9 protein-coding genes are annotated in these 12,721 nt (G+C 46.7%); 6 read left to right on the top strand and 3 right to left on the bottom strand.

The window, feature by feature from the left end; genetic code table 11:
* Positions 1-78: 78 nt before the first annotated feature.
* The 4 genes from AB0L18_RS06345 (at position 79) to arr (ending at position 3,571) form a co-directional block, all read left to right on the top strand.
* On the top strand, positions 79-1,254 hold the full coding sequence (locus AB0L18_RS06345; protein WP_367391744.1) for a flavin-containing monooxygenase: 1,176 nt from the start codon (positions 79-81) through the stop codon (positions 1,252-1,254).
* A gap of 132 nt (positions 1,255-1,386) precedes the next feature.
* Positions 1,387-1,995: a DUF6088 family protein gene (locus AB0L18_RS06340; RefSeq protein ID WP_367391743.1), complete on the top strand. Its 609-nt coding sequence runs from the start codon at positions 1,387-1,389 to the stop codon at positions 1,993-1,995.
* Entirely contained in the window at positions 1,982-3,031 is a 1,050-nt protein-coding gene (locus tag AB0L18_RS06335) for a nucleotidyl transferase AbiEii/AbiGii toxin family protein (RefSeq protein WP_367391742.1), read from the top strand. The genes AB0L18_RS06340 and AB0L18_RS06335 overlap by 14 nt, the downstream gene beginning before the upstream one ends.
* A 96-nt stretch (positions 3,032-3,127) precedes the next feature.
* Positions 3,128-3,571, top strand: coding sequence for an NAD(+)--rifampin ADP-ribosyltransferase (arr, locus tag AB0L18_RS06330; protein ID WP_367391741.1), 444 nt, complete (start codon positions 3,128-3,130; stop codon positions 3,569-3,571).
* Between the two features lie 5 nt (positions 3,572-3,576).
* Here arr and AB0L18_RS06325 read toward each other — a convergent pair whose 3' ends face one another.
* Positions 3,577-6,396 (bottom strand): T9SS type A sorting domain-containing protein, encoded by a 2,820-nt coding sequence (locus tag AB0L18_RS06325; RefSeq protein ID WP_367391740.1) that lies wholly within the window; start codon positions 6,394-6,396, stop codon positions 3,577-3,579.
* 180 nt (positions 6,397-6,576) lie between these two features.
* On the opposite strand from AB0L18_RS06325, the gene AB0L18_RS06320 reads away from it, so the two are divergent.
* Entirely contained in the window at positions 6,577-7,971 is a 1,395-nt protein-coding gene (locus AB0L18_RS06320) for a hypothetical protein (protein WP_367391739.1), read from the top strand.
* A gap of 136 nt (positions 7,972-8,107) precedes the next feature.
* A complete protein-coding gene (locus tag AB0L18_RS06315) occupies positions 8,108-8,692 on the top strand; it encodes a hypothetical protein (protein ID WP_367391738.1) in 585 nt (194 codons plus the stop codon).
* An 819-nt stretch (positions 8,693-9,511) separates the two neighbouring features.
* On the opposite strand, the gene AB0L18_RS06310 is transcribed toward AB0L18_RS06315, so the two are convergent.
* A complete protein-coding gene (locus AB0L18_RS06310) occupies positions 9,512-10,735 on the bottom strand; it encodes a class I SAM-dependent rRNA methyltransferase (RefSeq protein ID WP_367391737.1) in 1,224 nt (407 codons plus the stop codon).
* A 342-nt stretch (positions 10,736-11,077) separates the two neighbouring features.
* Entirely contained in the window at positions 11,078-12,712 is a 1,635-nt protein-coding gene (locus AB0L18_RS06305) for an FAD-binding dehydrogenase (RefSeq protein WP_367391736.1), read from the bottom strand.
* Positions 12,713-12,721 lie beyond the last annotated feature (9 nt).

Genomic DNA, 12,721 nt, shown 5'->3' with positions numbered 1-12,721 from the left:
AGAAAACGCCACACGGGTGTTTCTGGTTGCAACAAAATTAAGCGGTGCAAGAGTAATGTGCAAGGACATTAACGATGTTTGAAAAAATCCCTACCTTCCAATGATAAAAACGATACTTCAGCAATGGCATCACCATCGGTCATCATTATTGGCGCCGGGCCAGCCGGATTAGCATCGGCAGGGCAGCTTCGGGAAAAAGGGATTTCTTTTATCATTTTGGAGAAAGGTCAGGGAGTGGCCCAGTGCTGGCGCGACCACTACGATCGGCTGCACCTCCATACCGTTAAGGAGTTGTCTCACTTGCCGGGCGAGGATTTTCCAGAGGATTATGACCGTTATGTCCATAAGAAAGACCTGGTGCGCTACTACGAGCAGTATGCCGAAAAAAGAGAGATTAAGCCACTCTTTGGTAAAAACGTTGTAGATATTGAAAAAAAGGACCAGCAATGGCAGGTGCTCTGTGAAGATGGTAGCAGCTACGAAGCACCCGCCGTGATCATCAGTGCAGGGATGAACAGGGTGCCTTTCCGACCTCACTATCAAAACGAGGAAGATTTTGCGGGGGAGATTCTCCATAGCCACGATTACCAAAATGCACAGCCTTACCAGGGCAAACGGGTGCTGGTAGTAGGCATGGGCAACAGTGGTGCCGAAATTGCGCTTGACCTCTGCGAGCACGGTGTAGATACCTCCATCAGTGTGCGCGGACCCGTAAACATTGTTCCTCGCGAAGTCTTTGGCACACCTACACAGGTGACGGCCTTGAAAATTGGTAAACTCCCCCACTGGCTGGGAGATGCACTTGGCCTGGCAGTACGCAAATTTACCGTAGGCGACCTGCCCAAATACGGCATCGAACTCCCTGCGATCTCTCCTGCCAAGCAACTCCGTGAAACCGGCCAAACGCCCGTGATCGACCTGGGGACACTGGATTACATCCGCTCCGGAGAACTCAAAGTACTACCCGGTGTAGAAGAGTTTGCCGTCAATAGCATCGTCTTCTCCAACGGCGAAGAACATCCCTTTGATGTGGTCATCCTGGCCACTGGCTTCCGCGCCGCCCTCAGTGAGTGGCTCAACCTGGACGCCGAGCATTTCGATCAGCGCCAACTTCCCCGCAAACCTGTCGGTAGTGGGCCTTATGCGGGCTTGTACTTCCTCGGCTACAACAATTACGCCCCCGGCGGCGGATTGGGGATCATCCGTCAGGATGTGTTTCCGATAGTGGAGGCGGTGGAGAGGCAGGTGCTATAAGTCATCGAATGGTAGTATGGTTCGCAGAAGGGCTTAGAGTAAATTGTTTGGTATGACAAATTTTGATAAGATTAGTGGCAGGGATGTGTTTTTTTGTAACAAATATTTACTAAATTTGTTACAAATTAAAAAATGATAAGTGTACAAGATAAAATACGGACCCAAATAGAAAGGCTTCCAAAAGGAGAGCTATTGTTGCCAGCTGATTTCAGTGAGTTGGGATCATCGGAAGCGGTAAGACTTTCGTTATTCAGACTTGAAAAAGAAGGCATCATTGTCAGAGTGGCTCAGGGTATATATGTACGCCCTAAAGAAAGCAATTTAATAGGAAAAATGTTGCCCACAGCAGAAGAAGTGGCAGAAGCCATAGCCAAGAGAGACCGCATAAGAACAGTACCTGCTGGAAGCTATGCTATAAACGCATTGGGTCTGAGCACACAAGTGCCAATGAATATTGTATTGCTAACTGATGGCTCGCCCCGAGAAATTAAAGTAGGTAAACGCAAGATCAAGTTTAAAAAAACTACGCCAAAAAACCTGTTGGCTAAAGGCAAAATAAGCCGACTGGTTATTCAGGCATTAAAAGAAATCGGCAACGGTAAAGTGAGCGAAGAAGAAGAGAAAAAGGTTGTTGATTTGCTTAAAAAGGAGGATAATAAAGATTTGAAACACGACATAGCCTTGGCACCAGTTTGGATTCAACAAGTAATGAAGAAAGCATTGAGCGATGGCAAAAATTGACTTTTATACGACAGCACAAGCAGAGAAAGAAGCCATTTTTCAAGCCGCTGCCGCAAAAATAGGAATGACACCTTTTGCTATAGAAAAAGACTGGTGGGTCAGTCGCACGTTGGAAATCATCTTTCAAATGGACATTGCTAAACATTTGGTGTTCAAAGGAGGAACATCCCTAAGCAAAGCCTGGAAGCTGATACATCGGTTTTCAGAAGATATTGATTTGGCTATTGACAAAGAGTTCTTTGAAGGATACGAAGGCCGTCTCTCAAAATCAAAAATCACTAAATTGAGAAAGGAATCCGGCGCATACACTACCGGAATATTCTTCGAAGAATTACAAAACGAGTTTCGAAGAAAAGGATTTAAAGGTCTTTATTTTCAAGTGATAGCAGCAGCAGATAGCGACCAAGACCCAAGGATCATTGAAATCTATTATCCAAATATCATTGCACAGCCATCAGAATATGTGATGCCACGTGTACAGTTAGAAATTGGTTGTAGGTCATTAAGAGAGCCGTTTTCCGTTCAAACATTTGGTGCATTGGTAGATGAAGTGTATGCTGATAGAGATTTTGCCGAACCCTTGTTTGAAGTACCAACCGTAAATCGAGAAAGGACATTTTTAGAGAAATTATTCTTGCTGCATGAAGAGTTTCATCGTCCGGTCGGAAAAATGCGAATAGACAGATTGAGCAGACACTTGTATGATCTTTATCATCTCTCCAAAGCGGGCATTACAGAAAGGGCTATTTGTGATAAGGAACTGTACGAAACAATTGTAGCTCATCGCCACAAATTTTCAAAAGTAGGTGGTGTAGATTACAACCATCATAATCCTAAAACCCTAAACCCCATCCCGTTTCCCGAAATAATAGATGCTTGGAAAACTGATTACGCTAAGATGTTGGAGAACATGATTTATGAAGAGAACAAACCATCCTTTGAGCAATTGATTGATAATTTAAATGAAGTGAGAACGCAACTTCAGGAACTTAACTGGGAGTTTGAACTTGAGTTTCCAAAACCCAATCACCAATAATTTATTACCAACAACTAATAACTGATCACTGTATCATTGAAGAAATAGGACAATCTAATCCATCGAAATAGACCATTAAAGGACCAATAAACCACCATGGAAAACAACGACTACAAATCAACCCAAAAAAGCCCAACACCTTTTGCACAAACGTACTTCCACGGTACAAAAGCAGACTTAAAGGCAGGAGACTTCATCCAAGCTGGTTTTAACTCCAACTTTGGCCAGCAAAAAAATGCGAAATATATTTTCCTCTCCGCAACCTTAGATGCTGCAGTTTGGGGCGCAGAACTCGCCCTTGGAGAGGGACCTGGAAGAATCTATTTGGTAGAACCCACCGGGGCCATCGAAGATGACCCCGACTTGACGGACAGAAAATTTCCAGGCAACCCAACTAAGTCCTACCGTTCTACTCAACCGTTTAGGGTTGTTGGAGAAGTTGCGAGTTGGGAAGGCCATTCCGCCGAACAAGTTAAGGCGATGAAGGACGGATTAGCCAGACTCAAAGAACAGGGTGTTGATTCCCTCAATGATGAATAAAAGTATTACTGAATAATCAATTTTCCACTCCCCAGAAATGCTCCCTCTGACCAAATCTGGAAAAAATAAACGCCTTTTGCCAAGCCCATCGCACCGAGGGGGAATTGGTCGTGGTAGAAGGAAGCCTGAGCCACCTTCTGACCTTGGGCGTTAAATAATTTCATCTCGGTATTTTGCGAAGGAGCTCCTTTGAGGCGCAATTTGGTGTTAGGTGTCGCGGGATTCGGATAAACTTCCAGCGATAGCGTTTCCTGATACGGGGCGTCAATAGCTACGAGGATGAAGGCTTCGCCAATGGTGTACCAGGTGGTATTGGTAATGATGGGGGGATTGAAATCGAAATAAATGGCTGCACTGTTTTCAATGACAGTACCATTGGCGACGTCATTCTTGGGAGTAATGCGGTATTCCACAAAGCCGTGAGACAATGGCTCGTTGGCAATACTGTCCACCAAGTTGATATTGGGGAAGGAGAAGACCAGCACATTGCTTCCTTCCAGTTGTACGTCATAACTGTGGCTCGAAGCTCCCCGACGGAAACTGGTGATGTCCAGGAAGGAGGAAAGAGTGTCCCGAATAACAATATTGAATGCCGTATCCGTTCCAGTGTTTTGAAAATCTATTTGGTACTCCAGCAAAGTATTGGCTTCGATGAGATGGTCCGGGCCATATCCCGTGGGGGTTGCTACTTTGCGGTTGGGGTCATAGGAGTTGACGACTTCAACGCATTCTATATCCTCGCTCGGCGTGGCATTGTTTAGTGGAAATTGGTTGATGAATCCGGTGCTAAAAGGATTGTTGAGATTGGGGTTTTGGCAAAAAGCAACTACATCTATAGCAAAATTGCCGTTTGGGTAGCCAGGTTCTTGTTCCGCTTGAGCAATGTAAGTGCTGTGGGTGTTGGGAATCATGATGTCGTAGGTTTCTCCTACGCCCAGGTCGAATTCACCTTGCATATACATTACCTCGTCTTCTACGACAATAAATTCCAGCGGAGCAACCATGTTGGCTTGGCCAATATTTTTGATTTTGAAATCAATATTTTCCCCGCTACAGTCTCCTTGAACATCAATGACGGCTCCCATCCACGCCATGTCTCCACAGAGGGTATCCGGGTAGATATTGGCTTGCAGACACAGTTCTTGCCCCAGTTCGGCGTCACAATCAGTGAGTACCTCGAAAATAATTCCTCCAGTAACACCAGGATCGAGATCGCCGAGTAAAAACTCATACTGGTTCTCCGCAAGGGAAGTAAAAGGCATGGAGGCCGTGGTGATGGAAAGAAGTGGGTCGAGGCTGATAATGATCGAGGCGTTTTCGGCTGTAGCTGTACCGAAGTTTTCGTAATAAACACTTGCGTTTTTTCCTACACATGGTCGCATGGGAGGGCTCGCCAAATCTACGTAGAGGTAGGGACATTCTTCTAGCAGCGTACCTTGTAGGTCCTGGTACACGGTGTCGGGAGTGTTTCCGACAAGGACGGGAAGTGTCTCCGCACAAGTTCCCCAATAGCTCATCGGTGGATGGAGGGTCAGGGTGTAAATACCTGGTGAGATGGGAAAGAAATAATTGCCATTTGCATCCGTGAAGTCATAATAAGAAACGGCACCGTCTTTCATTTCCACGATCCAGTTTTGCAAATTTTGCCCGGCACCATTGAATATGCAGTCACCGTCGGCATCAAGATTTACATTACCAGCGATGGCGTGAACGGAGGCAACGCAGGCATCATCCATTTTGGCGAGTGCCAGGTTGGAAAACGTCGAAAAGGCAAGGGTAGTTGCTGCAATGGCTCCACCATCAGTAGTAGCTTCCACTTCTACGGCTTTCCAGTTCCAATCACCGTTTTCGTTGAGTTGGCAGATGAGGTTTCCATTGGCATCTCTTTTTTCCACTAGATTGCGTCGACCGATGAAAAGTTCTCCGGCGGCGTTTTCGCTGAGCGATTCTGCCCCGTCATTCAGGGTGGTGGTGAAATTGGTCCACAACTCATTCCTATTGGCATCAAATTTCCAGAGGAAGCCTCCTCGGCGTTGGTTATTAGCCCAGCGGCTGGCAGCTACTAAAATTCCACCATCATTGGTTATTTCCAAATCTCCGGCTTCGAGATAGTCAATTTGCGGATTATTCAGCGTGGTGTCCCAGACTTCTGTCCCCAGATCATCGATTTCCGTCAAACGAAGGGTGCCTTCCAGGCTTCCGATCATGAGGTAATTGCCATTATCCCGCATGACTACTCGTCGGAACCCATCATGAAGGAAAAATTGCTGCACGGTCATTTCATAGTAGCTGTTTGACCAGACCTCATCACCATTCGCATCGGTCTTGATGGCTAGGGCGGCATAGGGTGCTTGTGGGTGTAGTCCAACGATCAAATAGCCACCGTCAGGTGTCTGGATGACATCATTGGCCAGATCAGTACAACAGGCAAAATCTTTCAGCCAAAGCATATTGCCCTGTGCATCGAGCTTTACGAGTGCTATGCCATTATCTGTCGGACTGGTGTAATGATGCCCTGCCATCGCATAGCCACCATCCGTCGTGTTGATGATGGCGTTCATATTCATTACACCCGAACCGTAGGTCTGTTGCCACAGCATAACTCCATTGGGGTCAGTTTTTATCACTTGGGTCAAACCAGAGAAAGCTGCTCCAGATCGCCCAAGTCCAATGTAATTTCCGTCACTGGTCAAAAGTACATCGGAAGCAGCATCCTGATCATTAGGGCCATTGTAGGCTTCTTCCCAACCTTGGGCAATAAGTGGCATGTTCAGAAAGGAGAGAAAGGCGGTAAAAACCAGAAGGAGTATATTTCTTGCGATCATGGTGGAAGTATTTTTGATACGACAAACTTGGACCATCTCCTCTGGTTTACAAAAGACAATTAATCAAATTTATAAATCTAAAATCAGTAAATAATAGCCATTAAGCCCTATTTTTATTGAGATAGATGCTTTTTTTATAAAAATAATAGACCTCCAGTATCTTCAATAATTTCGAGAAAAATGCAAAAAAGCCGCCTTGTTGAACTCATTGCTACGCTCAATCACAAAGAAATCAAGGAAGCGCAAAAGTTTTTGGCTTCCCCTTTTTTTAACCTCAGAGAAGATGTGCAGGCCCTTTTCGAGCTAATCATCAACAAGGAAAGTACGCCAACCAAAGAAGAGGCTTTTGCGGTTTTGTTCCCTCGAGATGCTTACGAACCACAACGCATTCGGCAAGTGATGAGTTGGTTGCAAAAATTGCTAGAAGAATACCTTTTCATTCGATCCGTACAAGCAAAAGAAATCAATCGGAAAACGGAACTTATCAAGGCGTTTCGATCCCGGGGACTAGATCGACATTTTATGTTTACGGTGCGAGAAGCAGAAAAATTACTGGACGAATCGCCCTCTAGAAACGCCGACTGGCACCGACAAAACTTCAATCTCCTGCAGGAAAAACACATGCTGTCGGAGAAAAGGCAACGAACCGGCGAACAGCACCTGCAAGCACTCACGGACGAGTACGATGCTGCTTACCTGATGGAAAAGTTGCGGCATGCCTGCCTCATCCGTTCCTATCAGGCTGTCAACAAAGTGGAATATGACTTGGGCTTATTGCTGCCCCTACTGCCCCATTTTGCGGATCACTTTTGGGAAAAGTGGCCCGCTGCGGGGATTTATTTCTATAGCTTCAAAATGCTAAGCGAAGCAAATGGCCAGCCATTTTTTCATAAAGTGAAGGAAGAACTAGGAAAGCATCACCTTCTTTTTCCTCCCGATGAATTAAGGGATATTTACTTGTTTGCGATCAATTTTAGCATCCGCCAATTCAACGAAGGCAAAAAGGAATCGGGCCGAGAAGCATTTCAACTCTACCGAGAGATGCTTGAGGCAAAGCTCCTCACGCTCGATGGCAATATCTCCCGGTTTGCGTATCGAAATATAGTCGCGCTTGGTCTCAAATTGGAAGAGTACGAATGGGTGGAAAATTTCCTCATGGAACAAAAGGAATTCCTCGAAATTCAATACCGGGAAGCCATTTTTAGTTTCAACCTGGCGAAGCTGGAATACGAACGACAAAATTTTACTGCTGCGATTGTATTGCTACAAAAAGCAGACTATAGTGATCTTTTGCTAAATGTGGCCGCCAAAATTTTACTCATGAAAATTCACTTTATCCAAAAGGAGGAACGATTGCTGGATTCCCACCTTTCGGCCATGTGGCGCTTCCTGAAACGCAAGAAAATGGTCGGCTATCACCGCGAAAATTATCTGAATATCATCGCCATCTGCCAAAAAATGACCAACCTCAACCCCTTCGATAAGAGCGCCAAAGCCAACCTCAAAATACTCATCGAAACGACAGAGCCACTCACCGAGCGAAACTGGCTTTTGGAGCAGATGGACCAGCTTTAAAGGGGGTATGTTTGGGGCCATGGCGGCGCTGTGTGTGCCACCGCGACAATATTTGCTCTAGCGCTACGAACAGGGCTTGAAGTAGCAAACCATTCATCGGGCCAATGAAGCCCAAAAAGCGGCGCAGAAGTGATGTATGATTACTGTGTTGTTAGTTTTACAGTCCTGTTATACAACAAAAATTAACACCATAGAAGATATTTCTAATAGAGAACTAGAAATTCCATTAAGGCTCAATAGTTTCACCATTATTGATGATCGAGACTCTATTTCGACCGATTTCGATCTCCATATCCCCTTTTTTACAAGCTATAACCATCACAAGAGAAAATACATACCACCGCATAATAGTAACCATAAGGCCATAATTGCTAATATTACAGAGAGGGTATTTAATGGAAATGTAGGCACAGCTTCAGTTGTTGATGTTATCATAACTATCAAAGAAGGAGGCGTTGAAAAATATTCACACTCGGGGACTTTAATTTCAGAATGGGCTACGGTAGAAATGAAAACAGAAATCGTCGGAATGACGGGAAAAGTTTCATCGACGATGACCGTCACGGAAGCTATCAATAACATGTGGAACGGTCCAGGAGCTAAAAAAGATATGAAAAGCCGGGTTGATGAGCTCTACGTATTGACGTTAAAAAATGCAACTTATCGCAGTCTTGAATATATAAAAGAATACATGATTGAAGAGGGAGTAATAAAAAAGTAATTATTGCTGGCTCTTGAGAAGATTAATTTTTTTTTCTTAGAAACGCAGAGGATATTTAGCGTGTTACCAAAACTTAGCTACTACAGTACAACACAAAGCCACGACAGCCACTGAAGATGAGTTTATAAAAACGCACTGGAAGGTGTTCTTCATGGCTCTACCAAGCGTTTCCTGCGCCGAAGGTGGTGGTGAATAAGATGATAGATGAAATTGGCACATTCATGGACACAAGCCAGAAATTACGCTATTGCCTCACGAAGAAGGAGGAACACCTGAAAGCTGGAAAATAGAAGTCAATCGTGAAGAGTTACTCATGTCGGGCTTGTCGGATAGCAACCGAAGTGTGGTGCGAAAATACGTGAGAAGAAATACTTTTTAAAAGCTCTTGCTTGGTTTAGGGCCTTTTTAAAACAATTGTAGACCATCGTCAAGGACATCCACGCCACTAGCATTTTCCTCGCGCAAGCTGCCTGTAGGGTGCGAACGAAGTGAGCAGTGCCGCCCTGGTGGCAACGGTGTGCCGCTGCCACCAGGGCGGCACGGAGCAAAGCGAACCCCGAAAGGGAGCGACCCGCCCTAGCGGGATGCGCCCAAAGCCTAATTCACAAGTGATATTTCCTTGTCTAAGGGCATGTTTGGAGCTTGCTTACACCGAAAACCAAGCATTTAGCAACCTGGCGTCACTCAAAATCACTTACTTGACCCGCCAAGCGCGTGATTTTGAGTTTAGCCAGAACGCTAAATCATTGATTTTCAAAAGTAATCCGCTCCAAACATGCTATTAGGGGGGGGCTGAATCAATTTCATGATCTTTGAGCTCTACAATTGAAAATAGATACATTTCAAATAAGCACCCTCCGGGAATCCTATCGGGTGATCCACATCGTGGAAGCTGCGCTCCATTTCGGTGAAAGGTTGTCCGGAAGCTTGCAACTCCTGGGTCATCAGGGTGAAAAATTCTTCGGTGGTCACTCGACTGGAGCAGGAGGCCATGACCAGTATGCCGCCTCTAGCCACCAGGGGCCGGGCTAGTTTAGCCAGGCGGCCGTAACTGTGTAAAGCCCCTTCAATTTCACTGGCTTTCTTGGCAAAAGAAGGTGGATCAACGATGATCAGTTCAAACTTTTCGCCAGCCTGTTGCAGTTCTTCCAGTGCTTTGAAAGCATCCTGTGCCAAGGTGCGGAGCGGCGGATCTTCGAGGTTGAGCAGGGCATTTTTTTTCGCCATTTCGAGGGCCTGGGCACTAATGTCCAGGCTGGTCACTTCTTTAGCACCGCCAGTCAAAGCATGTACAGAAAACCCGCCAGCGTAGGAAAAGACATCCAAAACCCGCTTCCCGGCTGCTAATTCTCCAATCCGTTTGCGATTGTGGCGATGATCCAGGAAGTAGCCGGTTTTGTGCCCGGCAATGACGTTAGCACTGAACAGTATCCCGTGCTCGCGGAAGATAATCTCCGGATTGGGTAATTCGCCATAAATGATTTGCCCATCATGTAAGCCTTGCAGGGTTGCTTGTTGCTTCTGAACATTCCTACTCAGCCGCAGCACCAGCGTCTTGGTTTTGCTTTTTGCCAGCAAAAGCTCAAAAAGATCTTGCAGATAGGGGAGCCAAATCAGGCTGTACAATTTCACGACCAGCACATGATCGTACACATCGGCGATCAAGCTGGGGAGCCCGTCGTTTTCGCCGTAAATGAGGCGATAGCTGTTGGTGTTTGTGGCCAAGAGCGGCACACGTTTGGCGTAGGCTTCGTCAATTTTTTCTTCCAACCAACCCCGATCAATATTGGCCGACTGCACGTATTGGAGCAACTTAATCCGAATCGGAGAAAAGGGGTCGTACAAGCCCAAGGCCAAAAACTTATTTTTCTTTTGGTCAAAAACAATGGCCAAATCACCAGCCTTCCCTTCTTTGTTCTGCTTCGTGATGGAAGCTTCAAAAACCCAAGGGTGCTGTTTGCGCACCATCCGCTCCGCCGCCGGTTTGAGCCGAATAGCCAGCCGGTCTTGACTTACATGAGGAAGAAGAGGAAATGAGGACAAAGTAATTGGTTTTGCTAATAGACTTGTTCGTAATGCAAAAGTAGACAGAGAATTTTGAATAAACAGGCTTGTGCAAGAAAACATGAATAGCCACTAATAAAGCACTAAAATTCTCAAAAATATATTCCGTGCCATTCCGACTTTTAGTGCGGGGTGCGGTAATACTTCCGACTTCCGACTTCCGACCTCCGACTTCTAGTGCGGGGTGCGGTAATACTAAGGTGTTTGTGTGCCTCTATGGTTAAAAAATCTTTTGTGTAATTCCGTGTTTTCGTGCTTTAGTGGCTAAAAAACCTCCGTGTCTCCGTGGCGAATAAAAAAAATCCGTACCTAAGCACTAGATCACAAGGTCTTCCCCAGGATGGCCTGCGCCGTCACCCGCGCCGTGATGACGCAGCCCCCCAGGAAAGTGCCTTCCAGCGAGCGATGACCATGCATCCCGCCGCCGCCAAACCCTGCTGCTTCGCCGATGGCGTACAAGCCAGGAATGGGTGCTTGCTGGCCAGCAATATCCGGCTTTTGCAGCACCCGTCCACTCAGATCAGTCTGGATGCCACCAAGGCTTTTTCGGGAAAGGATAAACTCCCTGATGGCCACAAAAGGCCCCTTTTTAGGATCACCAATTTTGGCCATGTTGCTGGTACGGGCCTTATCGCCCCGCCACTGCCGGGCATGTTGGATGCGCTGTTGTTGCTTGTCGCGATAGGGTGGCCCCTGGTCAATGCTCTCGTCGTAGGCAGCTACGGCGGCTTTGACATCCTGTAGCTGTACGGCATCCGTACCTTGTAGGGCATTCATTTTGTCGACGAGCTCTTCCAGGGTATCAGCAACAAGCACATCTTCGCAATCGGCGATTATTTTATCGACGAGTTCTTTGTTGCCCAATAATACCGTCTTGATGACTTTGAGGAATTTCTTGTCGCGGAAGGCAGGATTGTGCTCCGAGCCAGAGATGGCAAACTCTTTCAGCATGATGCCATAGTTGAGTACCTGCCAGGAGTATTTCTCTTCCTCCTCACAAATGCGCTCTACCAGGTAGCGGGTGTCGTAGGCAGTAATCAGCGGTTCCGGGCCCATGCGTTCGCCCCGATAGTTGAGCCAAAGCGCCGTTTTGCAAGGGACGAGGCTGAGGCCATGGTCTTTTTTGCGCGGTGCATAGTGCCTAATACCCGCCGCATAGTTCCACTGTTTATCGAGGTTCACGACATTGCCGTCAATAGCGGCAGTAGCATCGTGCAAGTCACCAAGCGCATATTTGTGTGCACCATTGAGGATGACCTCCGGTGGTTTGCCCCAAGCGGGGTACCAGTTTTGTCGTATTTTTTCGATGTTGCCGTTGATGCCGCCCGTCGCCACAATCACCGTTTCCGCTACAGCGGTAAAGGCGGTGTCCTTGCCCTCCAATTGGCCATGCACCCCCTGCACCCCTGCGCTATTGCCCAAGAGTTCCAGTACACGATGCTCATAATGAATGCTTAAAAGGTGGTGATTGCGGTGCCCTAAAAGCTTGCGCTTAAAAACCTGCACCAGCTCCCAGCCCGTACCCCAAACCATGTGGAAGCGGGGGACGGAGTTGCCGTCGTTGTTCAGTCCTCGTTCTACCCAGTTGAGCACTCTGAAAAAGTCAATCCCATTTTTTCTCAACCAATGATAGCCGTGATCGGTGCAGAGGTGCAGGTACTGATCGGCCCACTGTTTGCCCCAGTATTCATCTTCCGCAAAATCGGCGAAATTGTACCAGTCCTGGCGCGCCAGTTCTATGCTGTCTTTGATGCCGTTGCGGCGTTGGTGTTTGGTGTCTACAAAAAACATTCCCCCAAAAGCCCATTTTGCGAGCCCACCCAGCTCCTGCTCCACATCCCGGTCGAGGATCAATACCCGTTTCCCGGCATCGAGCAACTCAATAGCTGCGATAATGCCAGCAATGCCGGCACCCACAATAATAACATCCGATTGATAATGGAGCGTAGAGGACATGAGAAGAGT

It is taken from the genome of Lewinella sp. LCG006, assembly GCF_040784935.1.
Lineage (GTDB): Bacteria > Bacteroidota > Bacteroidia > Chitinophagales > Saprospiraceae > Lewinella.
Note: the sequence above shows the minus strand (reverse complement) of the source record. Positions and strands in the feature narration are given on the sequence as shown.